We start from the raw sequence: 22,804 nt of genomic DNA on the forward strand, positions 1-22,804 counted from the left end.
TCCTAATGCTCTTCTAATTAAATTGGCAATAAGATAATAAATTGAATAACCCCATTTTCATATTCTGCTCGAATTTCTCCTTTGTGCAATTCAACAATGCTTTTTGCAATTGCAAGCCCCAAACCTGAACCTTCTACAGCTCTACTTCTTGATTGATCTTTTTTATAAAAACGCTCAAACAAATTCTCTAATTCTTTTTTTGTAAATTCTTCACTATGATTCGCTATAGAAATTTTGATATGCTGTTCTTCTCTTTGAAGTAAAACTCGAATTTCTGCTTTATCTATACTGTATTTAATTGCATTTATTAAAAGATTTTCAAACACACGTACCATTTTTTCTGAGTCCACAACAGCATATATACGATCTTCCTGAAATTCTTTCACAAAAGAAAGATTATGCTCCTCCGCTTGTGGTACTAGCTCTTCTATTAACTGATCAAGTAGTTCATTCATACACACTTCTTGTGAATCTAACGCCATATTTTCATCTGTTAGTTTTGTATACTCAAACAAATCCTCTATTAACATCTTCAACTGCTCTGATTTTGAGAAAGCAATTTTTATATACTCATCATGCTGTTCTTTATTTTCATATTTTGCATCACCTAGTAAACGTAAATACCCCATAATAGAAGTAAGTGGTGTTCTTAAATCATGTGATACATTTGTAATCAATTCACTTTTTTGTTTCTCTATTTGTTTTTCCTTTTCTATATTAGCCAAAAGCTTTTCTGCCATTTGATTAATATTTGAAGTTAATAACCCTATTTCATCTTGACCTGCCTGTTTGATTTTATATTGTAAGTTACCTTTCGAAAATTCCCTTACTCCTTCTGCCATCGCTTCAATCTGATTCATCTTCCTTTTCGTTATATAAAAGAAAGATAGTATAAACGTGATAAAACCTAGTAAAGATGGAAATGGGCTACTATCATTCACGATATACTTCACATTTCCTTGTGGTATACCACTTGCAATGATATACATATTTTTCGTATTAACAGTAACCGGATAAAAAGTTGTAAACTCCTTACGCTTTTGTTCAGTTCCATCTTGAATTAAATTTTGCGCCTCTACATATCGTACTTGATCCATTTTAAAATCCATCACATTACGCATCGTCTCATGAAGATTGATTTGTTCTTCTGACGCTCCCTTTGTTTTATAAACGACTTTCCCATTCTCATCTATTATTAAAATTTTCAGTTGATTTTGATGATTCGATTGATCAAGCAGTTCTTGTATATTAATTTCCTTACCTTCCTCTGTTATACTTCCAACAAGCCATTGTGTCTGTCCATCAATGGCTTCCATACCTGATGCATAATCAATGATAGAAATTTTATTCGCATCCTCGAAAAAGGAAGATGAAGACCATCCTACTAATACACCGAGTAACGTACAGAAAGTAAATGTAGCAATTAGCTGTATCCGTATACTTTTTTCCAAATAACTCACTGTTTTACCTATCATTTTTTTAAAAATTTGATTCATCCATATTATCGGTTCAAATATCTTTCTCAATCTTGTAGCCAACTCCCCATACTGTTTTAATATAACGAGGCTTTCTTGGAATCGCCTCTATCTTTTCGCGTATTTTCCGAATATGTACCATCACAGTATTATCGGATTGGAAAGCTTGTTCTTTCCATACTCTTTCATAAATTTGTGCTGCATTTAATACCATTCCTTGATTTCGTGCAAGTAATTCTAATACCTCAAACTCTCTCGGTGTCAATTTCACTTCTTCATTTGCAATAATGACCTGACGCGTTACTATATTTATCTTTATATCTCCAACTTCAAATACACTTTCATCTTTTACGCTTGTCCCGCTCATTTTCATATATCTCCGAAGTTGTGATTTAATCCGAGCAATGAGTTCCAGCGGATTAAATGGTTTTGCTACGTAATCATCTGCCCCAGTTGTTAACCCTAAAATCTTGTCCATATCTTGCGTTTTTGCCGACAGCATAATAATAGGCATTTCCGCTATTTCTCTCACTTTCATACACATATGAATGCCATCTATTTTCGGCATCATAATATCAAGTACAATTAGATGCACGTCTCTTTTCTTTACTATTTCTAACCCCTCTTCACCATCTACAGCTTGTAATACTTCGTATCCTTCATTCTTTAAATAGATAGCAATAAGTTTTCTAATTTCCTTCTCATCGTCCACGATTAGTATCGTTCCTTTACTCACAAAATCTCCTCCAGCATCATTTACCAAACTAAGAATGTTGCTTTATTTCACTCACTACTGCATTCTTCTTATGCATATACACATAAGAAATACTACAAACTACAATAACGATGCCACCAAAATATATACCGTACTCGATCGCAAGGGTTACTATCACTTCTATATGCTTTCCAAATATAGAACCTAGTACAAAATAAACTAACGTCCAGACAAATCCTGTTACATATGAATAAATCGCATATGTCTTAAAAGACATGTTATTCATTCCTACTAAATACGGTACGATATGCCTCACAACAGGTATAAAATAACTTATAACTAATGCATAATGACCATATTTCCCTATCATCTCTTGCGATTTTAGAAGATACTTCATCTTTTTCTTTTTCATCAATTTATTAAGCACTTTTATGCCAAAGATTTTCCCGAGTATATACCCTAAAGAAAGGCCGGATACAACGCCTAAATACGTTAATAAAAAGGCGGGAATCAAATTCAATATACCCATCGATGATACAAATCCACCACTCATTACAATCATTTCATCTGGAATCGGCATACCGATAATACCAAGCCATAAACAAAAAAATAGTGCCCAATAACCATACTGCTCAATGTATGACATTAATTCATGTAGCTCCATTATGCATATGCTCCCCTTAGCTCTTTTTTACAGCTAAAGACGTAAGCTGGTGGGAAATTGAACCACACTTTTTCTAGTGTAATTTCAGGGAAGAAATGCTGTATAAATCCTTTTTTCACAAGTGAATATTGGAATGTAATAAATTCTCCATTCTCATGTATCGTTTCCATTACACTGTTTAAAATGCGCTTTGAAACCTCTTCTGGTAAAGAAGTGAAAGGCAATCCCGATAAGACGTAATCAATACATTCTATATTCAATTGTTCCATATACTTCTTTATATTTTCCGCTGAGCCGTGTATAACAATCACGTTCTGCTCATCTTTAAATTTTCTCTTTAACTCTTTGAAAAATACTTCATTAATTTCAATAAGAAGAAATATTGTCTCCTTCTTCTTTCTCTTTATAATTTCTTTCGTAAAGGCTCCTGTACCAGGCCCTAGCTCTACAATGCATTTCGCTCTATTAAAATCAATTACATCTACCATTTTCTTTGCTAATATCTTTGAACTTGGCGCAATCGCACCAGTATGTTTCGGATGTTTAATAAATTCATTTAAGAATGTTATGAGCTGCATATACTCTCTCTCCATTCGTTCAATAGTTTTTAACTTGTGTTTAAGTATAACTATCGTTTCTTAACAAATATTGAGGAGATTTCTTAAGATTTTATGAAGATGAAGGAAATCTTCATCTTTACTATAAACAAACATAAAAAATTGAATTCCAAAGATAAGCGAATCAAACATATACAAATAAGTCAGCTTGTTTATTTACCATGAATGATCATGTTCCTACTCCGATTTTGTATAGCGAAGTTACTATTTTTATGTTAGAATCCTCTAAGATATTTGAAATTAGTATAGAAATCATTTTTGGAGGCTTTATGAATAATCAAAACGATAATAAATCAAATGCATTATTTGCAGCTATACAAATAGTGCTACCACTTTTATTACCTATTCTTGTCCCTACATTTTTAATAGTGGGAATGAAAAAGTGGATGCCCGATGAAGTTAAGTATCCAAGCATAATATCATTGTTCGCATTATGTATGGGATTTTTCATAGTAGGAATTCTCTTCTCTATTGTTTTACGTTTATGTAAATTATCTGAGGAAAAATTAAAGGAATTAGGATTTTTAGGATTTACACTTTCGGCTGTTAGCACATTTCTAAGTTTTTATGTAGGTTACTTTTGGTTGGCAGACCTTAACTTCACATCAGTTGAATTATCACCTCATGCCGTATTAATTTTCGCTATTCTATGTACCTTGCTATTGGAAGGTATTTTTAAAGTAATGGACATGTTTGATAGTTCGGACGAAAATAAAGCTCACGTATAGACAAAAAAGCATTCGACTAACATGTTAGTCGGATGCTTTTTTACTAAGATAAAACAACTCTTTCATTACTTCGCGCTCACAATCTTATAATAAGAGCGAACTGTTAAGAAGTAATATCCGATATAAATAACGCTGTATACTCCGATACTAATTAGAAGCGGAATCATAATTTCAAATGGTAGTATGTTCCCTAAACCTTTTAATGCAAACAAACTGTGTAGAATTCCGATTACTAGTGGAATTGCAAAGATAAAGCTCACTTGTTTTGCAATAGCTTTTTTCATTTCTTGTTTCGTTACACCGACTTTATGAAGGACAACGTAACGCTCACGATCTGCACTTGCTTCTGTTAGCTGTTTGAAGTAAATAATAGAACCTGTTGCTAGTAAGAATACAAGTCCTAAGAACATTCCGATGAACATCATTAGTCCAGTTGCTTCAAGTCCCATATGGAAACCAGTATAGAAGTCTCTAAATGGTGGTGCCATTTCTGATTCACTAGCTGGCATCACTTTTGTTAATTTTTCTGTTAATACTTTACTGTTTCTTTCATCTTTTACATCAATATTTTTTACAACACGTGTTCCAAATGCTTGCTTCGCCTGTTCATACATTTCATCTGAAACGACAACAACTAATTCACCTAAGTTCGTAATTGCATTATTATTTGCACCTTGGATCGTCAATGTCTTCGTTTCATTTCCAATTTGGAATACCGCTTTATTTCCTTTATATTCAGGGCTAAACTCATACCCTTCAATATAAGAACTATCATATATAAATGCTTCGCCAGTAGCTATATTCACTGTTTCCGCATCGATTTTTTTCGCAAGTTTGTTGAATTCAGATTGAGATATAAATTGATATTTCTCTGAGATACTGTAGTTCATATTAAAGATGAAATCGACTTTAGCTCCTTCAAACTTTCCTTTTACAGGAACCATCTCAACTTCAAATTGATCTTTTACAGGGTGATTCTCTTTCTCTTCAGCAAAAATCGCATTTACTTTCTTATCTAGTTCTGCATCTTTCTTCTCATAAGAGTAGCTGTATGGTGCAACTGCTTTTGATTGTGTAAATGTGTTGTAATACATCGTAACTGACGTACCAACCGCCGTTAATGTTACTGCACTTAAAATAGAAATTGTCGCAAGTGACTTTGCATTTCCTTTAATACGATATAGTAACTGTGACGTCGTTATCATATTCATACCGTTATAAAACGATGATTTATTATTTCTTGCACGTTTCAATACGAATACTGTAAAGAACATAAATAGTAAATACGTACCTAATACTGTCGCAAGTAATATATAAAGTGCGACTGCCATAAAGTTTGCATACATAACTGCCTTCATAAACATTAACGCTAAGAAATAACCTGAGCCGATTAAGAAAACTGAAATTAACGCCATAATTACGGATCCTTTTGGCATTGCTTCTCCTTCACGCTCTGCGCGGAAAAGTTCAATTAACTTAAAGCGATAAATTAAACGATACCCTTGAAGTGATGTATATAAAATAATCACAAAGAAAATAATTGCTGTATCAATAATCGCAGCCATCGGTACTTCAAAATGAACATTTAAGTTTAATCCCATCATACTTACTAGTAGTTCAAGGAATAGTTTCGAAAGGACGCTACCGATCGCAATCCCGATAATTAAAGACATTAATCCCATTAACATATTTTCATAAAAGAGCATTTTACCGATCTGTCTTTTTCGGATACCAAGTAACGAATATAGCCCAACTTCTTTTTTACGTTTTCTTGTAAAGAAACCGTTCGAATATATAATAAACACTGCTACGAAAATGATTAGCATTATACTGGAAACTTGGAATGCACCGCTAATCTTTTTTGATGCTTCCGCTGCTTTTTCCATTTGTGAATTATATTGCAGTGCTTTAAATGTAAAGTAAATTACGATACTAAATATCATAGATGCAAAATATACAAAGTAGTCTTTAAAGTTCCGCTGTATGTTGCGGAGGGCAATGCTAGATAAGGTCATCAGCCATACCTCCAGAAATGGAAGACATTACGTCAACGACTTTTTGGAAGAACTGTTTACGTGTTAATTCACCACGGTGTAATTCTTTATATAACTCACCATCTTTAATGAAAATAACTCGTTTACAATAACTAGCCGCAAACGCATCATGCGTTACCATTAAAATTGTAGAATTATCATATTCATTTAACGACTTCATACTTTCTAATAAATCTGTCGCTGATTTAGAATCAAGTGCTCCAGTCGGCTCGTCCCCAAATATCATACTAGGACTTGTAACGATCGCACGCGATGCTGCGCAGCGCTGCTTCTGTCCACCAGATACTTGGTATGGGAACTGGCTTAAAATATGATCAATACCGAATTTCTTTGAGATTTCAAGAACGCGGCGATCAATCTCACTCGCTTTCACCTTCGATAATGCAAGAGGTAACGCAATATTCTCTTTCACCGTTAACGTATCTAATAAGTTATAATCTTGGAAGATGAAACCTAAATGATCACGGCGGAACAACGCCAGCTTATCATCATTCATCTTCACGATATCTTTTCCATCAATTAAAATCTCACCGTTCGTCGCATTATCAATTGTAGAAAGAACATTTAAAAGAGTCGTCTTACCCGAACCAGAAGGCCCCATAATTCCAACGAACTCCCCTTCTTTTACTTGTAAGTTAATACCTTTTAAAGCTGCAAATTTATTCCCACCTGTGTCATATACTTTTTCAATATTTTTTGCTTCTAACACTGTTTTCATCTCGACATCCCTCATTTCTTCTATTCTCTATTTTCAACTATATATACTCTCTACTCTTGCCACTATCGATGTTTCTTACACAAACATGACAGTTATGTAAGGCACATAAGTAAAGACATCAGAATTTAACCTAATGTACTAAAGTACTTTGTTACTATAACATTGGGATATCATGCCATCCATTCATTCTCCTTACATGAACATTACATTTTTGTAAGGTAAAAAACTACCTACAAAGTTGTGCACGAAATGTCGGATGGAGCTATTTCATTCCTGATATTCTATATACAAAGGAGGTCATATAATGGATTCACTTAAAAATATGAATGCGGCAATGCAGTATATTGAAGACAACCTTACACACGAAATTGATTTTAAAGAAGTCGCAAAAATAGCTTTCTGCTCCGAATATCATTTCAAAAGAATGTTTTCTTTTCTAGCTGGCATATCACTATCAGAATATATTCGCTGTAGACGTCTTACCCTTGCTGCCTTTGAACTAACAGATAGCAATGCAAAAGTCATTGATGTTGCTATAAAATATGGATACAACTCACCAGATTCATTTACACGTGCATTTCAAAATTTGCACGGAATAACGCCTTCAGAAGCTCGAAGTACTAGTCGTTCTTTGAAAGCTTATTCACCAATGACCTTCCAACTATCCATTCAAGGGGGAAATGAAATGAACTATCGAATTGAAGAAAAAGGGCCATTTCAAATCATTGGTATACAAAAACGAGTACCGATTGTTTTTAACGGTGTAAACGAAGAAATTGCTTCTATGTGGAAAAGTTTAGACAGCCAATCAATCGAAACATTAAAGTCCCTTTCAAATATTGAACCTACCGGAATTATTAGTGCTTCTACGAATTTTTCTGAAGGAAGAATGGAGGAAAAAGGCGAACTCGATCACTATATTGGAGTAGCCACAACGAAAGATTGTCCAAAGCAATTCAAACAACTTGAAGTCGCAGCTTCAACATGGGCTATATTTGAAGCTGTCGGTCCATTTCCTGATGCATTACAAAATGTGTGGGGACGTATTTATTCCGAATGGTTCCCTTCTTCGAATTATGAACTAGCGGAAGGACCCGAAATATTATGGAATGAAAGTAAAGACGTATCCTCACCAAATTTCAGAAGCGAGATATGGGTACCTGTTTTGAAAAAGTAATATAAGGATCTAAACTGTTTCAAAATAAAGAAGCTGCTCTTCCTCTTTAAAGGAAAAGCAGCTTTTTATTTTATACTTCTTCTCGACTCGTTCTTATACAAGAAAATAGTAATAATCGCAAGCACTATAATAACTACCAAAGTAAATACTCTATAGTTCGAGATCGTAGCAGTACCGATTAACAAGGCAGGTATAACAGCCGTAATTAAGCCACCAAACATACCGACAAACGATCCTACACTTTGTTTTACTATTTGAGTTTCTGATACCCAATCATAATAACCAAATCGATTATTAATAAAAATCCCCCATACTGCCGAAAAGAATGAATATGTTATCGGTGTTATTACGATTAAAAGAGAACTCCAAACATCTAGTTTTAACCCTATTATTAGTAATACGGCACTAATAAGTGATGCAGGTATACTTAATGAAAGATTCATAAGAATTTTACTGTCATAAATCATCTTTGGCGCTATAGGCAACGACTTAATAATCCATACATTTTTTCCTTCTAATGACAATGATACACATGTTGTACACGTCATCGAAATCGCTGCTGCAATAGCAAATGGCGCAACCTTTTGCAACAGGGCCTCAATTCCAGGATACGCTATTAATTGACTTGGTCCTACTACAACTATAGCTAGTGCGAAAGCTAGCGCCATCACAACTCCCATTCCGCTATTTACCACATACACTGTAGAAGAAAAGAAACGCTTCAGTTCTTTTTTATACAATGCGGCCAATACACTTTCTTTTCTCATGCTATGAATTTCATAATTTGAAAGCATATGATAAGTGGTAATCTCTGTATTTATTTGCTTATATTTTAACGAAAGGATTTTTACAAAAAGATAATACCAAATAACCGATATCCCAACGAATAGGATGAAAGCTACAATATCAGCATGAACAATTGCTTTTTGAAACATGTTAGCTAATGGATACACTTTAGTTAGTTGCTCTGAAATAATTGCACCTATTCCGTTCATATCATTAAGACTATATTGAGCATTTCCGCTTTTTAGCATAAAGAAACCGAATGTAATAATTACTATAAAACTTAAAGTCGTAGTTATTTTATTCGTATTTTTAAATTTAGAAGCGATTGCCGTAATAGCAGCTCCAAAAATCGCCGCTATTGTTGTTGGAATTAAAGATGCTATAAACATACTGATGAACCACATAAAGTAAAAAGAAACTGATGGCCTCTCATGTATGCCATAAACAACTCCCATTGGTAGCATGATTATGATTGAAAAGATCGTATTCAGCAAATATAAATACAAAAACCTACTTGTAATAACCGTACTTACACGAATCGGTAATGACATTAAAAGATCGTAATCCTTAAAAGCAAAAATCTCTCCATTTGCCTTAAATATAGTGAAAAACAACGTCAATACACTGCTAATAACTAGTGCATAAACTGGGATAATTTCACTTATTCCTAGTCTCACCAATCCATATGCCGAGGCCCCACAATATAGCATTAACATGACACCAACTAAGGCAATAGATGCTGACAGTAAAATCTTATTCTGCTTCTTCTTTTTATCTTTTTCGTATTTAAAAGTATTTAAACCAAGCTGCGTTATCAAGCGGATTTTTAAAAGACCTAGACTACTAATATTCATTAGCAAGCTCCTTCATAAAGAGCTCTTCCAATGATCCTTCCTTTATTAAAGAATTCACTTCCCCTGAAAGTGCTAATTTCCCTCTATTAATCATCGCTATTTTATTACATAACTTCTCCGCCACATCTAAAACATGCGTAGAAAAGAAAATCGCACTTCCCTTTTCACAAAGCTCCTTCATAATACCTTTCAACACTACAGCAGCCTTTGGATCAAGACCAACGAAAGGTTCATCTAAAACTAATAATTTCGGTTTATGCAAAACCGCTGATATAATCGCCACTTTTTGTTTCATACCATGTGAATAAGAAGATATTAAATCACCTAGGTACGGTGTAATCTCAAAAGCATCTCCATACTTTTGTATCTCCTTTTCCCGATCTTTTGCAGACACTTTAAACACATCCGCAACAAAGTTTAAATATTGAATTCCTGTTAATTGCTCATATAAATCTGGATTATCGGGAATATACGCCACTACTCTCTTACATGCAATCGGATCCTTTTTCACTGAATATCCATCAACAAAAATTTCACCCTCTTCAAAATCTATAACTCCAACTAACGACTTAATTGTTGTACTTTTCCCCGCACCGTTATGCCCAATAAATCCAAAGATATCTCCTGCTTGAACAGTAATATTTAACTGATCTACTGCTTTTTTGCCACCTTTGTATGTCTTGCTAAAATTTATAATTTCTAACATGTGATTTCCCCCAAACTATCCCTTGGATTAAAAACGAAATATTCAGACTGAAAAGCCTTTAATTTTACTCAGTAAGTTTTTTATCCTCACTGAGTATTAGAACCTGTTAACACATAAAAACTATAAATATTAAATTTGATTAGTGTAGTTCAATCGCTTATTGCTCACAATTGCATTTCTTTTTTATAAATAACATATGACTTTATCGTTGATATGAAGATGCATACTAATATTATTCCAATTGCCATAAAAATATTGAATGGATCTGGAAGTAACGCACCAGCATATATACAGAGTGCCCCTATTACAAATACCTTCGAAGCAAATCGATGTGTTTTTCTCCAAACCACAGGATTTTCTAATGTCCAGTCCATTCGAATGCCTACTAAACCGTTCGGCTTCGTTTGTTGCATGTAATTACCGAGTACAAGAAACAGTGTTCCAAGTCCGAAATTAAATGCAATTGAAGCTGAAGCAATATAATTAGACGCTGCTAATAACGCAAATATGTTACAGCCGAATCCTATAAAAAGAATGGCATAGTTAATTGCAGTGAGGACTTTAGCTTTCTGTTTATACTTGCCTTTCGTTATATCAACATACCCAATAGCTAGCCACATCATATAAAGAACCAACATACTACCTATCGAAAAAGAACTTGCCTCCACTTTAGAAAAATATCCATCTACTATTCCTGCAGCATTATAATGACGTGGAATTTGTTCCGGTAAATATGGCCATACAATATACCATCCAATTGCAATTGCAATAATTAAACTCCATGGTAATACGTGTCTTTTCATCCTCTCTCCCCCATAATTTTTTTATTAAGCCCCTATCTCTTTCTTATAAACAACATAGGAATAAACCATTGTACCAACAACCAATACAACAACAACACTTAACAAGCAAATCATTTTCCACATTCCTGGAAGGAACGAGGAAAATATAATTACAATACCGCCAATCATCATAATCTTTGACCCCAGCCTATGCGTTTTTCTCCACACTTCTTCACTACTTAGCGTCCACGGTGTTTTAATACCTATGAAGAAATTTGGTTTACATTGCTGCATATAATTGCCGAGTACTACAAAAAGGATACCGACCATTATGTTCACAACGATTCCAATTGGAACGTTATATCCTAAACCATTTGCTAGTGTCATCATATTAATAGTAAATAAGAAAAATAAAATTGCTCCATTTATCCTTCCAAGTGCTTTAGGAAATTTTTTATAGTTATCGTACTTCGGATCGATCTTAGGTAATACAGTCACTAATGCATATATAAAAACCATAATTGCTACATCAAAAATCAGCATTCCCATTTTTGACATATGTCCATCTACCTCACCATTAATATTCCAATGACTTGGAACTTCTCCCGGTAAATAAGGCCACGCGATGCACCATGCAATAATCGTTAAAGCAATTAATAATAATGGAAATAGATGCTTCCTCATTTCCCCTCTTCCCCCTTATTCGTAAACGTAAACACCCAAGTCAATAAATCCTGAAATACAGTTGTGTTCAAAGAATACACAACGAATTGCCCTTTCTTTTCATCTTGAATAAGTTCAGCATTTTTAAGCGCACTTAAATGATGTGAAATACTTGGCTTTGTCATATTGAACTGTTCAGCAATTTCCCCAGCTGTTAAATCGCCTTCTTTTAATAAATCTAAAATTTTTCGCCTTGTTGGGTCTGCTAATGCTTTGAATGCTTGATTCAATGTCTTTCTTCCTTTCACTAATTAGACATTTAGATATTTATCTAAATGTTAAAATGATTTCAGTCAATTGTCAATTATATATAAGGCCCTTTTTACTTTTTCCACTTTTGACCTATATTGTTTACTAGCTTATATTTCAACATAATGAAAAGACGTGAAACACATGGTACACTATAGCTACAATTGTTTTTTTGAGGAGGAATATACATATGTATAAAATTTTAATCGTTGAAGACGATCCAAATATTTCATCATTATTACAATCTCACATTCAAAAATATGGCTATGATGCTGTTGTTGCGGAGAACTTCGATGATATTATGGAATCGTTTAACGCCGTGAAACCACATCTTGTTTTACTTGATGTAAACTTACCAAAATTCGATGGCTTCTACTGGTGCCGTCAAATCCGTCATGAATCTACTTGTCCAATTATTTTCATTTCGGCACGTGCTGGTGAAATGGAACAAATTATGGCGATTGAAAGCGGTGCGGACGATTATATTACGAAGCCGTTCCACTATGACGTTGTAATGGCGAAAATCAAAGGTCAATTACGCCGTATTTACGGTGATTATGCACCAAATATTTCTGAACGTATCGTTGAGGTTGAAGGACTAAAACTATTCCCTGAGCGTCCAGAAATTCATTTTGGAGCTGAGCAAGTTCTTTTAACGAAGAAAGAAGCAATTTTAGCAGAAATGCTATTATCTAAATTCCCGCGTACAGCGAGTCGTGAAGATTTACTAGCCGCTCTTTGGGACGACGAAAGCTTCGTTGAGGAAAATACATTAAACGTAAACATCACGCGTCTTCGTAAAAAGTTCAATGAGCTTGGTATTGAAAATGCTATTGAAACAGTACGTGGACTTGGGTATCGTTTTAACGCAACTTGGAGTGAATAAACATGAAGCTATTTTTACGTGATCATTTTGCATTTTTCCTACTATATGTATTAAACTTCGGAATCATTTTCGTTCTTTATGATGCAGTAGACGGATTTCAAAATAATAAGTTTTACTTCATCGTTTTAAGCTTATACTTATTCATCTGTTTCCTCGCTTATCGTTACGTTCGTAACCGTAGAATGTACCACAGATTAAGTGAACCACCAGAGAAAATGGAAGATGCGTTTATTGAAAGAGCGACTGCTCCTATGCCCCACAGTGTAAACGAGCTCGTTCGTACGCAATATCGCCTATTCCAAAAAGACCTACAAACATTCGAAGTAAAACAGCAAGAACACCAATTATTTATTAACCATTGGGTACATCAAATGAAAACGCCTGTTTCTGTTATGCAGCTTATGGTGCTTGAAATGGAAGATGAGCATTTAATCCCTAAATTCAAAAAAGAGCTAGAGCGATTAAATCAAGGGCTCGATATGGCTTTATACATGGCAAGATTAAATAACTTCCATGAGGACTTCCATGTTGAGACGATTTCATTAAAAGATGCTGTAACAAAAAATATTAACGGATTAAAAGAACTATTCATTCGAAACGGAGTCTTCCCCGTTTTAGAAGTTCATTCAGATTTAAAAGTTGCTTCTGATGCGAAATGGCTAAAGTTCATTATTTATCAGTTAATGACAAATGCAGTTCGCTACTCTGGTGAGCGCGGAAAGAAAGTTTTCTTATCAGCTTATCGCAATGGTAAAGATATTATTTTGGAAGTTCGTGACGAAGGCGTTGGTATTCCACAAGAAGATATTCGAAGAGTATTTGAACCTTTTTACACTGGAAAAAACGGTCGTGCATTTGGAGAATCTACTGGTATGGGACTTTATATTGTAAGTAAAATTTGTGATTATTTAGGTCACTCTGTGAAACTAGACTCTGAAGTTGGTAAAGGAACGACGATTAAAATCATCTTCCACAACGCTGCAAATAATCAAGCAGAAAATACGGAGAAGGTGACCGAAGCATGATCGTAACATATGCTAGCAAAATGTATGAGATCTCACTCTCATACATTTTTTGCAATAAAACTACATATCAGCCTTCTATCGGGAGGTACTTATTATGACATTTTGGCAATTCGCATTCAAAAATGTAACGCGCAACTCAAGAGCTTATTTTGCTTACTTTATAAGCAGTTCCTTTTCCATTGCTGTTTTCTTTTCATTCGCTGTTTATTTGTTTCATCCAAAATTACAAAATTCCACTATGATCTCTGAAATTTCAGGATTAATGATTTTTTCAGAAGTTGTTATTGTTTTGTTCTCGTTCTTTTTTTTACTCTATTCAATCGGATCGTTTTTAAAGGTTCGTAAAAAGCAATTTGGGATTTTAACTGTTTTAGGTATATCAAAAAAGCAATTACATCGACTCGTTTTCACTGAAAATATGCTAATTGGTATTTTATCTATCTTTTTCGGTATGCAGTTTGGATTTGTATTTTCACAATTTTTCTTATTAGTGACAGCGAAAATTACACACCTACCAGGGATATATTTATATATACCTACGAATGCTTTCATTTTAACAACGATTGTGTTTCTTGGTCTCTTTATCGCTGTATCTGCATTCACACCAATGCTTATTCGAACAAAAAAAGCAGTGCACCTTTTAAAAACAAACAATGTAAAACAAAAAGAAAGAAAACCATCCATATCCATTTCTCTATTTGGTGCTATCTGTTTATTAGGTGGTTATATTTTAGCTGTAAACCCTAAATATTTTTTCTCAATAAACCCGCAAGTAGGCGTTATATATATGGTTTCAAGTATTTTTGTGATTCCAGCACTTGTTACAATTGGGACATATTTTTTCTTTTCTCAAATTAGTTTCTTACTTATTTATATTTTAAAGAAAAGAAGAAATTTTTATATGAAACGTATTAATATGCTTTGGATTTCGGATTTAGCAAGTCGTATTCGCACGAATATCAATATGCTTTTTATTGTAGCGATGCTATCTACAATAGCCTTCACAATGATTACATTTCTATATGGATTTGGAAAGTTTACAAAGCTAGATGTTACGAGTAGTTCACCTTTTCCATTTTCTTATTTTTCATATGACGCAAATCCTTTTGCTAACAAGCATTTAACTTGGCTTGAACAGCAGTTACAAAAAGAAAATTTCTCTTATAAAAAGATAGAAGCTGATTTATATGAAACACCACTGAAAGAAGATGAAGGTATAACGGCTTACAATGACGTCTATGCAATGAAACAAAGTGACTATAATAAACTTGCAGCTTCCCTACGAATGAAACAACTATTCATGAGCGATAACGAAGCATATGTCTTAAGCGATAGCGCTTATTTCACCTTATTTAGCCAATTTGAGCCAAGCTTCAATAGAAAATCCATTACACTTTCTAGCACAAATACGATATTACAAGTAAAGGGCTATGAACAAGCAGGGGCCATTCCATCTAACTTTTCATATCAAACTTTAATTTTACCTGATGTTGTTGTAAACAACTTACCAAGTACAACAAAGCATATATCAGCGTACAATTATAACGTACAAAATTGGGAAAAGACGTATAAAATTGCTAATGATTTTATGAAAAAAATACAAAAAGATCGACAGGAATTCCAATACGAAGGCCCCCTTATCCGCCCCTATGAATCAGCAGACTCATTATATAGAATCACATCAGGAAGTGCTGCATACTTCCTAATCGGGACATTCTTAGGTGTCATTTTCTTTATTGGAGCAGGTAGCGTTCTTTACTTCAGAATGTATACAGATTTAACAAACGAACAAGAAAAATATGTAGCAATTTCAAAAATTGGTGTAACAAATGCAGAGATGAAACGATCTGCAACCATTCAACTTAGCATTTTATTTTTCGTTCCATATGTTATGGCATCCATTCATACAATGTTCGCAACAAAAATGCTTCAAGATGTAATTGATTTATCACTATTCAAAGAAATTTCAGCCGTTCTTATTATTTTTGGCATAGTTGAAATCGTCTTTTTCTTATTCATTCGTTCCTTTTACATGCAAAAGTTATCAGAGTATACGAATGGTTAAGTTTTATGAATATATTAGTACAGGAAAAGGGTATCTCTTATATCCTTTTCTTCTTCACTCTATTAGGAGGTTTAGGTGAATGACATTTTGGCAGTTTGCCTTTAAAAACGTAACAAGGAACGCCAGAGCTTATTTCGCCTATTTTGTAAGCAGTGCGTTTTCCATTGCAATTTTCTTCTCGTTTGCAGTTTATTTATTTCATCCTAAATTGCATATGACAGGCGTGAATGCTGCTCTGAACATATTAATGACAATCTCAGAAGTTGTCATTGTATTCTTTTCATTTTTCTTTTTACTATATTCAATCGGTACTTTCTTAAAAGTACGAAAAAAACAGTTCGGGATTTTAACAGTACTTGGCATATCTCCAAAGCAGTTAAAGAGGCTTGTATTTCTAGAAAACATGTTAATTGGTGGCCTATCCATATTTTTCGGCATTCAATTTGGCCTTGTCTTTTCACAGTTCTTTTTATTAGTTACCGCCAAAATTACGCATGTGCCTGGTTTATATTTATATTGGTGGCCTACAGGTGCTATCATTTTAACTATAATTATCTTTCTTGGACTCTTCATTCTCGTATCATCTTTTACACCGATGCTAATCCGTACGAGAAAAGCTGTACGTCTTTTAAAAGAAGGAACAAAACAAAAAGAAAGAAAAGCATCTGTACTCATCTCTCTCTTTGGTGCGATATGTTTAATATCTGGATATGTTTTAGCAGCAAACCCGCTATATTTTATTTCACTAGGAGATATCGCTGGGCTTTTGTACGCTGCCTCCTGTATATTTGTCATCCCATCACTTGCTGCAGCTGGGACATATTTTTTCTTCTCACAAATTAGCTTCTTACTCATTCGCATATTAAAGACGAGAAGAAAATTTTATATGAAACGTATTAATATGCTTTGGATTTCTGATTTAGCAACCCGTATTCGGACGAATATTAACATGCTCTTTATTGTGACGATGTTATCGACACTCGCTTTCACAATGATTACATTCTTATATGGGTTTGGGAAATTCACAAAGTTTGATGAAATAAGGCAAAACCCTTTCCCGTTTACTTATTTATCACATACTGAAAATACGTTAGCTGATGAACATTTAAATTGGTTAGAACAAAAATTTAACGAAGAGCATTTTACTTATAAGAAATTTAAAACGGATATATATGAAGTATCTTCGGCGGAAGAAAGCCCGCAGCTCTATTATGCAATTAAACAAAGTGACTATAATATACTGGCTAAGGCGTTAAATTGGGAAACTCTCACAGTGAATAAAGACGAGTCTTATATATTAATTAAAGATTTAGATGCTCAAGTCATTGGAACGCTTCATAATAAGGAAAAGAAAAACACTCTTACACTTACTCAAAACTCTTTACCATTGCAGGTTAAAGACTATACAAGTTATAGCCCGTTCCCAATTGGTTTAGTACCTCAATTAATCGTACTATCTGATGAAAATGTAGAAGCATTATCATCTATTTCGAAACAAATGAGTGTATATAGCTTCAAAGTTATGGATTGGGAAAAAGCATATAATATTGGTTCAGCATTTATAACAAAAATCGCTAACGACAATGCGGCGATTCAAGCAGAACATCCACCGTTCCACGCAAGTGAAGCAAGTGACTCTTTATACAACAAGAAACTAAATGTTGCTTCCTTTTTCTTAATCGGAACTTTCCTTGGCGTTATTTTCTTTATTGGTGCTGGCAGTGTTCTTTACTTCCGAATGTATACAGATTTAACAAATGAGCAAGAAAAGTATATAACGATTACAAAAATTGGTTTAACAGAAACTGAGATGAAGCAATCTGCTACAATCCAACTTGCTATTTTATTCTTCGTCCCTTACATTATGGCATCCATCCATACGATGTTTGCGACAAAGATGCTACAAGATGTATTAAATCTCTCGTTCTTCGCTGAAATTACAGTCGTGCTTATGATTTTTGGAACGGTTGAAATTCTCTTTTTCCTTTTAATTCGTTCCTTTTATATGCAAAAGTTATCACAACATATTAAGTTTTAATAATAGAAAGGTGATTATTATGGAAGAGGTATTACACATAAAAAACGTCTCAAAAGTGTATGAAGGAAAAGTCCCTCATACTGCTTTAAAAAATATAAATTTACACGTAGATAAAGGTGAATTCGTTGCGATTATGGGACCATCCGGAAGTGGGAAATCCACATTTTTAAACGTTATTTCGACTATCGATTCACCTACTTCTGGAGAAGTCGTTATTAACGGAAAACAACCGCATACATTCCGTAGAGAAAAGTTAGCTATTTTCCGCCGCCAAGAGTTAGGTTTTGTTTTCCAGAACTTTAACTTATTAGATACACTAACAATTGGTGAAAATATCGTATTACCTTTAACGCTAGATAATGTTCCTTTAAAAGAAATGGACGAAAAACTCGATAACATTTCAAAAAAGCTTGGAATTGATCATATTTTGGACAAACGTATTTTTGAAGTTTCTGGAGGACAAGCACAGCGTACCGCGGTAGCACGCGCTGTTATTCATCATCCGTCACTTCTACTTGCGGATGAACCGACAGGAAACTTAGATTCTAAAGCAGCAATTGATGTAATGGAGCTATTTACGAAATTAAATAAAGAAGAGGATGCCACAATTTTAATGGTTACTCATGATCCGTTTGCAGCAAGTTATTGTAACCGCGTTATTTTCATTAAAGATGGTGGGCTTTACAATGAATTACACCGCGGACTATATCGCGAGAAATTTTATCAAGAAATATTAGATGTTTTAGCATTATTAGGAGGAAGGCGTGGATGACGTTTTGGCAATTTGCATTTAAAAATGTCTCGCGTAATTCTAAAGCATATTTTGCTTATTTTGTAAGTAGTGCTTTTTCTATTATGGTTTTCTTTTCATTTACTGTATACGCGTATCATCCACGCTTACAAAATGTACAAAGCTTTCAAGAACGGGATCCTCTAATGAACTTAGCGAGTACAGCACAGCTTGTGATTGTTATGTTCTCGTTCTTCTTTCTCTTATATTCAATTGGAACATTTTTAAATGTACGGAAGCAGCAATTCGGGATACTCACGATTCTCGGTATCTCACAGAAACAATTAAAAAGACTGTTATTTACTGAAAACATGATAATCGGGATATTGTCCATCTTTATCGGTATACAAGGTGGCCTAGTGTTCTCTAATTTTTTCTTATTAGTCACTTCAAAATTAACAAGTGCGAAAGGTCTCTATTTATATTGGCCAACAGAAGCGATTATCGTGACAACCGTAACGTTTATCATTTTATTTTTAATCGTTTCTACATTTACACCTATGTTTATTCGGACTCGTAAAACAGTCCATCTTATTAAAGGGAACAAGAAAGTGACAGCCGAAAAAAGGCCGTCTATACTCATTTCGATATTTGCTTTAACTTGTTTAGGGTTATGTTATTATATTGCTGGTTATCCACAAGGCTACGTAACCGAAAAAAATGTGCAAAACGGATCTGTCTTCTTTATTATATTATCTATTTTGCCACTCGTAGTAGTCGGAACATATTTTTTCTTTTCACAAACATTTCTTCTTTTTATCTATATTTTAAAGAAACGTAGAAAGTTTTATTTGAAACAAATAAACATGTTATGGATTTCAGACTTAGTTGCTCGTACCCGTAGTAATATTAATGTACTCTTTATCGTTTCTATGCTATCTGCGCTTGCATTTACGATTATTATCGGACTATTTGCTGCGAATAATAATACAAAAGCGTCGATACTAGAGCGATATCCTATTCCCTTCACATACAAATTAGAAGGGGATCATTCCCTTGAACGAAAGCACGTTAATACTATTGAATCCGAACTTTCCAATGCTCATTTTCAATATAAAAAATATAAATTTACGCTTTTAAAAGATAATGCTTCAAAAGAAGAGATTGCAATTATGAAAATGAGTGATTATAACGAAATTGCTAAGCAGTTAAAGAGACCTACAATCACCCTTGATTCAAAAGAAGTTTACATTATTTCTGGCTATTCACCAGAGCTATTAAACCTTGTATCAAATCCATTTGTAAAACAAAATACAATTACGCTTGAATCCAATAAAAAGGAGTTTTATATAAAGGGATTTATTAACAAAGGAATAGCACCACCATTTGCATTAGCAAATTTAGTTATTATGCAAGATTATGCAATCGATACTATGATTCCTCATATTGAAACCATTACAGTTTATAACTACTTCGTGGATAATTGGGAAAATGCAATTATTCCAACGAAAAATATATTAAAAAGTATTAGTAATGACACCGAAAAATATTATGAGGCACATAAAGATGATAAGCATGCATCTCCCGTCCCTTTTAATATTTATACAGCTACTGATGAGTTACTCCATAATAAAGAAAATGCAGTTGCTCAATTCTTTATTTGGGCATTTCTTGGCTTTATCTTCTTTATCGGAGCGGCTAGCGTTTTATACTTCCGTATGTATAACGACTTAACGAATGAAAAACAAAAGTACATTACGATTACAAAACTGGGCTTAACTGAATCAGAAATGTTTCGCTCCGCAACGATTCAATTAGGAATTTTATTTTTCGTTCCTTACATCGTTGCTGGTGTTCACACGTTATTTGCGGTTAAGTTTTTACAAAGCATGTTTTCTTTCTCGTTACTAAAAGAGTTACTGATTGTACTCACCTTTTTCGGGATTATCGAGATTATTTTCTTTTTCTTAATCCGCTCTCTGTACATTAATAAATTATCACAGCATATAAAAATATGAATAAAATGGCCTTGTGCATATTGCACAAGGCCATTTTCAATAGTTTTTAAATAATTAGCAGCAATATCCACCATAGCCGCCGCCATAACCGCCGTAACCACCATAACCGCCACCATAACCGCCTCCGCCTCCGCCGAAGCAGCTAGCACCGATAATGATTAATAAAATAAACAATACGATTAGAAGCGCAAAACCGCCTCCGCAGCCACGTCTGCGATCGAAATCATCACATCTGCGGTCGCAATCATCATGTCTGTGTTCACACTTTTCGCCCATTATTCTATTCCTCCTTTAGTATCATTCATAACAAGTTCTTCTTGTTCTAAATGAGGGGATTCCATTTATATTATGTTTTCAGGGCGAATCGGAAGCTTGGCTTTCCTAAAAACGGGCTTGTTTCGTGAAAAGAGCTGCAAAAAAAAAGATACCTGTTAAGGTATCTTCTAAAGAAACATATTTAATAAAAGAGCAAAGCCAAATGCAATAAATGATAATAATGTCTCAAGTACAGTCCACGTTTTAAACGTTTCCTTCACTGTTAATCCTAAATACTCTTTTACAAGCCAAAATCCTGCATCATTTACATGAGAAAACATTAATGATCCTGCCCCTGTTGCAATAACGAGTAATTCTAAATTTACACCAGACATGTGCTGAATAACCGGTGAAACAATTCCAGCTGCTGTCGTTAATGCTACAGTAGCTGAACCTGTTGCAATTCGTATTAATCCCGCTACCATGAACGCTAAGACGATTGGTGATAATGAAATATGTTCTGCCATTTGAGCGATGGCTGTTCCAACGCCGCTTTCAATTAATATTTGTTTAAATCCACCGCCTGCACCAATTATTAAAATAATGGAACCGACAGGTAGTAAACTTTCATCTGTTAATTTTTTAATCATCTTTTTATTAATTCCTTGTTTTATGCCAAGCAAATAAAACGCTGCGAAACATGAAATAAGCAAAGCGATTACCGGACTTCCTATAAATACAAAAAATTCCGTCATTTTTTTCGGTAATGAACTATATGGTGCGACTACTGATAAAATCATTAAAACTACTGGCAGTAAAATAATAAAAAATGAAACTTTACGACTCGGTAAATCAGTTGATACTGTCGTAACTCGAACAAGCTCCGGTTCATTTTCAGGTATAACCCTCTTATGTACCCACTTTGCAAATATCGGTCCTGCGATAATGGATGTTGGTAACGCGATAATTAATGAATACAATAATACCTTCCCTAAATTCGCATTATAAATACCAATTGCTGTCATCGCACCTGGATGCGGAGGCACTAGCCCGTGTACAATCGATAATCCGGCAATAACAGGTAACGCAATTAACAATATATTTTGTTTCGTTGTTTTTCGAATTGAAATAACAAGTGGTAATAAAATGACGATTCCCACTTCAAAAAACACTGGAATACCTATAACAAATCCGGCGAATAACATTGCCCAAGGTAATTTTTTCACCCCGAAGAATCGAATGAAGAAATCCGCTACTTGCATGCCAGCCCCTGAATCGGACATCATTTTCCCTAAAATTGTTCCGAGAGCCAAAATACCAACTAAATGCCCTAGTACACTACCAACACCAGTTTCATAGGCAGTAACAATTTTGGTCAAGTTCAATCCAGACATAATAGCTAAAAATAGACTAGCAACTGTTAAACTAATAAACGCATGCCATTTCCACCATGATACCCCTAAAATAACAATTGCGATCGCAATTAACGTGACGATTAATAAGTATATATCCATATCCCATTCCCCTTCGATATGAAAT

At 34.2% G+C, this 22,804-nt stretch carries 21 protein-coding genes; 8 read left to right on the forward strand and 13 right to left on the reverse strand.

Features of this window, described 5'->3' with window-relative positions; all coding sequences use genetic code 11:
• Nucleotides 1–17: 17 nt before the first annotated feature.
• The 4 genes from ABH957_RS24845 to ABH957_RS24860 are packed head-to-tail and all read right to left on the reverse strand — an operon-like array spanning nucleotide 18 to nucleotide 3,432.
• Entirely contained in the window at nucleotides 18–1,526 is a 1,509-nt protein-coding gene (locus tag ABH957_RS24845) for a sensor histidine kinase (RefSeq protein ID WP_404512430.1), read from the reverse strand.
• On the reverse strand, nucleotides 1,510–2,211 hold the full coding sequence (locus tag ABH957_RS24850; RefSeq protein ID WP_000033680.1) for a response regulator transcription factor: 702 nt from the start codon (nucleotides 2,209–2,211) through the stop codon (nucleotides 1,510–1,512). The genes ABH957_RS24845 and ABH957_RS24850 overlap by 17 nt, the downstream gene beginning before the upstream one ends.
• 28 nt (nucleotides 2,212–2,239) lie before the next feature.
• Entirely contained in the window at nucleotides 2,240–2,854 is a 615-nt protein-coding gene (locus ABH957_RS24855; RefSeq protein ID WP_404457724.1) for a DedA family protein, read from the reverse strand.
• Entirely contained in the window at nucleotides 2,854–3,432 is a 579-nt protein-coding gene (locus ABH957_RS24860) for a class I SAM-dependent methyltransferase (protein WP_002129619.1), read from the reverse strand. Before ABH957_RS24860 ends, ABH957_RS24855 begins: the two co-directional genes overlap by 1 nt.
• A gap of 308 nt (nucleotides 3,433–3,740) precedes the next feature.
• Between ABH957_RS24860 and ABH957_RS24865 the strand changes: the two genes are divergently transcribed.
• Nucleotides 3,741–4,199: a hypothetical protein gene (locus ABH957_RS24865; protein WP_001064712.1), complete on the forward strand. Its 459-nt coding sequence runs from the start codon at nucleotides 3,741–3,743 to the stop codon at nucleotides 4,197–4,199.
• Between the two features lie 65 nt (nucleotides 4,200–4,264).
• On the opposite strand, the gene ABH957_RS24870 is transcribed toward ABH957_RS24865, so the two are convergent.
• Both ABH957_RS24870 and ABH957_RS24875 read right to left on the reverse strand, forming a co-directional pair.
• A complete protein-coding gene (locus tag ABH957_RS24870; protein ID WP_404491843.1) occupies nucleotides 4,265–6,214 on the reverse strand; it encodes an ABC transporter permease in 1,950 nt (649 codons plus the stop codon).
• The gene (locus tag ABH957_RS24875) at nucleotides 6,201–6,971 is read right to left on the reverse strand and encodes an ABC transporter ATP-binding protein (protein WP_000859658.1); all 771 of its coding nucleotides are present in this window, start codon (nucleotides 6,969–6,971) and stop codon (nucleotides 6,201–6,203) included. The genes ABH957_RS24870 and ABH957_RS24875 overlap by 14 nt, the downstream gene beginning before the upstream one ends.
• A gap of 304 nt (nucleotides 6,972–7,275) precedes the next feature.
• Between ABH957_RS24875 and ABH957_RS24880 the strand changes: the two genes are divergently transcribed.
• Nucleotides 7,276–8,148: an AraC family transcriptional regulator gene (locus ABH957_RS24880; protein ID WP_002191023.1), complete on the forward strand. Its 873-nt coding sequence runs from the start codon at nucleotides 7,276–7,278 to the stop codon at nucleotides 8,146–8,148.
• A 65-nt stretch (nucleotides 8,149–8,213) separates the two neighbouring features.
• Here the strand turns inward: ABH957_RS24880 and ABH957_RS24885 are convergent, their stop codons facing one another.
• The 5 genes from ABH957_RS24885 to ABH957_RS24905 all read right to left on the reverse strand — a co-directional run bounded on the left by ABH957_RS24885 (nucleotide 8,214) and on the right by ABH957_RS24905 (nucleotide 12,229).
• Nucleotides 8,214–9,788 (reverse strand): hypothetical protein, encoded by a 1,575-nt coding sequence (locus ABH957_RS24885; protein WP_002191024.1) that lies wholly within the window; start codon nucleotides 9,786–9,788, stop codon nucleotides 8,214–8,216.
• Nucleotides 9,778–10,494, reverse strand: a complete 717-nt coding sequence (locus ABH957_RS24890; RefSeq protein WP_002167491.1) for an ABC transporter ATP-binding protein — start codon at nucleotides 10,492–10,494, stop codon at nucleotides 9,778–9,780. The genes ABH957_RS24885 and ABH957_RS24890 overlap by 11 nt, the downstream gene beginning before the upstream one ends.
• Nucleotides 10,495–10,658: 164 nt before the next feature.
• Nucleotides 10,659–11,297 (reverse strand): SdpI family protein, encoded by a 639-nt coding sequence (locus ABH957_RS24895; RefSeq protein WP_404457729.1) that lies wholly within the window; start codon nucleotides 11,295–11,297, stop codon nucleotides 10,659–10,661.
• Nucleotides 11,298–11,321: 24 nt separating this feature from the next.
• Nucleotides 11,322–11,960 (reverse strand): SdpI family protein, encoded by a 639-nt coding sequence (locus tag ABH957_RS24900; protein ID WP_078180952.1) that lies wholly within the window; start codon nucleotides 11,958–11,960, stop codon nucleotides 11,322–11,324.
• A complete protein-coding gene (locus ABH957_RS24905) occupies nucleotides 11,957–12,229 on the reverse strand; it encodes an autorepressor SdpR family transcription factor (RefSeq protein WP_002067754.1) in 273 nt (90 codons plus the stop codon). Before ABH957_RS24905 ends, ABH957_RS24900 begins: the two co-directional genes overlap by 4 nt.
• Before the next feature lie 209 nt (nucleotides 12,230–12,438).
• Between ABH957_RS24905 and ABH957_RS24910 the strand changes: the two genes are divergently transcribed.
• From ABH957_RS24910 to ABH957_RS24935, 6 genes are all read left to right on the forward strand, one after another.
• Complete coding sequence (locus tag ABH957_RS24910) at nucleotides 12,439–13,134, forward strand: response regulator transcription factor (protein WP_000276730.1); 696 nt, start codon at nucleotides 12,439–12,441, stop codon at nucleotides 13,132–13,134.
• A gap of 2 nt (nucleotides 13,135–13,136) precedes the next feature.
• Nucleotides 13,137–14,159 carry a sensor histidine kinase gene (locus ABH957_RS24915; protein ID WP_002167488.1) on the forward strand — a complete coding sequence of 341 codons (1,023 nt, stop codon included), beginning with the start codon at nucleotides 13,137–13,139 and terminating at the stop codon, nucleotides 14,157–14,159.
• A 94-nt stretch (nucleotides 14,160–14,253) separates the two neighbouring features.
• On the forward strand, nucleotides 14,254–16,224 hold the full coding sequence (locus ABH957_RS24920) for an FtsX-like permease family protein (protein ID WP_404457733.1): 1,971 nt from the start codon (nucleotides 14,254–14,256) through the stop codon (nucleotides 16,222–16,224).
• A 79-nt stretch (nucleotides 16,225–16,303) separates the two neighbouring features.
• Nucleotides 16,304–18,262: an FtsX-like permease family protein gene (locus ABH957_RS24925; RefSeq protein WP_016127570.1), complete on the forward strand. Its 1,959-nt coding sequence runs from the start codon at nucleotides 16,304–16,306 to the stop codon at nucleotides 18,260–18,262.
• Between the two features lie 19 nt (nucleotides 18,263–18,281).
• Complete coding sequence (locus ABH957_RS24930) at nucleotides 18,282–19,034, forward strand: ABC transporter ATP-binding protein (protein WP_002145171.1); 753 nt, start codon at nucleotides 18,282–18,284, stop codon at nucleotides 19,032–19,034.
• On the forward strand, nucleotides 19,031–21,010 hold the full coding sequence (locus ABH957_RS24935; RefSeq protein ID WP_002143552.1) for an FtsX-like permease family protein: 1,980 nt from the start codon (nucleotides 19,031–19,033) through the stop codon (nucleotides 21,008–21,010). The genes ABH957_RS24930 and ABH957_RS24935 overlap by 4 nt, the downstream gene beginning before the upstream one ends.
• A 54-nt stretch (nucleotides 21,011–21,064) precedes the next feature.
• Here the strand turns inward: ABH957_RS24935 and ABH957_RS24940 are convergent, their stop codons facing one another.
• Both ABH957_RS24940 and gntP read right to left on the reverse strand, forming a co-directional pair.
• Nucleotides 21,065–21,286: a YjcZ family sporulation protein gene (locus ABH957_RS24940; RefSeq protein ID WP_002164881.1), complete on the reverse strand. Its 222-nt coding sequence runs from the start codon at nucleotides 21,284–21,286 to the stop codon at nucleotides 21,065–21,067.
• Between the two features lie 167 nt (nucleotides 21,287–21,453).
• Nucleotides 21,454–22,779, reverse strand: a complete 1,326-nt coding sequence (gene gntP, locus ABH957_RS24945) for a gluconate permease GntP (protein ID WP_078178324.1) — start codon at nucleotides 22,777–22,779, stop codon at nucleotides 21,454–21,456.
• Nucleotides 22,780–22,804 lie beyond the last annotated feature (25 nt).

Source organism: Bacillus sp. RC242 (genome assembly GCF_044908245.1).
In the GTDB taxonomy this organism is placed as follows: Bacteria; Bacillota; Bacilli; order Bacillales; family Bacillaceae_G; genus Bacillus_A; species Bacillus_A mycoides.

What these genes read in the sequence shown, in the direction of transcription:
- ABH957_RS24855 (WP_404457724.1), bottom strand. Translation starts at nt 2,854, where the DNA reads ATGGAGCTACATGAATTAATGTCATACATTGAGCAGTATGGTTATTGG.
- ABH957_RS24860 (WP_002129619.1), bottom strand. Translation starts at nt 3,432, where the DNA reads ATGCAGCTCATAACATTCTTAAATGAATTTATTAAACATCCGAAACAT.
- ABH957_RS24865 (WP_001064712.1), top strand. Translation starts at nt 3,741, where the DNA reads ATGAATAATCAAAACGATAATAAATCAAATGCATTATTTGCAGCTATA.
- ABH957_RS24870 (WP_404491843.1), bottom strand. Translation starts at nt 6,214, where the DNA reads ATGACCTTATCTAGCATTGCCCTCCGCAACATACAGCGGAACTTTAAA.
- ABH957_RS24875 (WP_000859658.1), bottom strand. Translation starts at nt 6,971, where the DNA reads ATGAAAACAGTGTTAGAAGCAAAAAATATTGAAAAAGTATATGACACA.
- ABH957_RS24880 (WP_002191023.1), top strand. Translation starts at nt 7,276, where the DNA reads ATGGATTCACTTAAAAATATGAATGCGGCAATGCAGTATATTGAAGAC.
- ABH957_RS24885 (WP_002191024.1), bottom strand. Translation starts at nt 9,788, where the DNA reads ATGAATATTAGTAGTCTAGGTCTTTTAAAAATCCGCTTGATAACGCAG.
- ABH957_RS24890 (WP_002167491.1), bottom strand. Translation starts at nt 10,494, where the DNA reads ATGTTAGAAATTATAAATTTTAGCAAGACATACAAAGGTGGCAAAAAA.
- ABH957_RS24895 (WP_404457729.1), bottom strand. Translation starts at nt 11,297, where the DNA reads ATGAAAAGACACGTATTACCATGGAGTTTAATTATTGCAATTGCAATT.
- ABH957_RS24900 (WP_078180952.1), bottom strand. Translation starts at nt 11,960, where the DNA reads ATGAGGAAGCATCTATTTCCATTATTATTAATTGCTTTAACGATTATT.
- ABH957_RS24910 (WP_000276730.1), top strand. Translation starts at nt 12,439, where the DNA reads ATGTATAAAATTTTAATCGTTGAAGACGATCCAAATATTTCATCATTA.
- ABH957_RS24915 (WP_002167488.1), top strand. Translation starts at nt 13,137, where the DNA reads ATGAAGCTATTTTTACGTGATCATTTTGCATTTTTCCTACTATATGTA.
- ABH957_RS24920 (WP_404457733.1), top strand. Translation starts at nt 14,254, where the DNA reads ATGACATTTTGGCAATTCGCATTCAAAAATGTAACGCGCAACTCAAGA.
- ABH957_RS24925 (WP_016127570.1), top strand. Translation starts at nt 16,304, where the DNA reads ATGACATTTTGGCAGTTTGCCTTTAAAAACGTAACAAGGAACGCCAGA.
- ABH957_RS24930 (WP_002145171.1), top strand. Translation starts at nt 18,282, where the DNA reads ATGGAAGAGGTATTACACATAAAAAACGTCTCAAAAGTGTATGAAGGA.
- ABH957_RS24935 (WP_002143552.1), top strand. Translation starts at nt 19,031, where the DNA reads ATGACGTTTTGGCAATTTGCATTTAAAAATGTCTCGCGTAATTCTAAA.
- ABH957_RS24940 (WP_002164881.1), bottom strand. Translation starts at nt 21,286, where the DNA reads ATGGGCGAAAAGTGTGAACACAGACATGATGATTGCGACCGCAGATGT.
- gntP (WP_078178324.1), bottom strand. Translation starts at nt 22,779, where the DNA reads ATGGATATATACTTATTAATCGTCACGTTAATTGCGATCGCAATTGTT.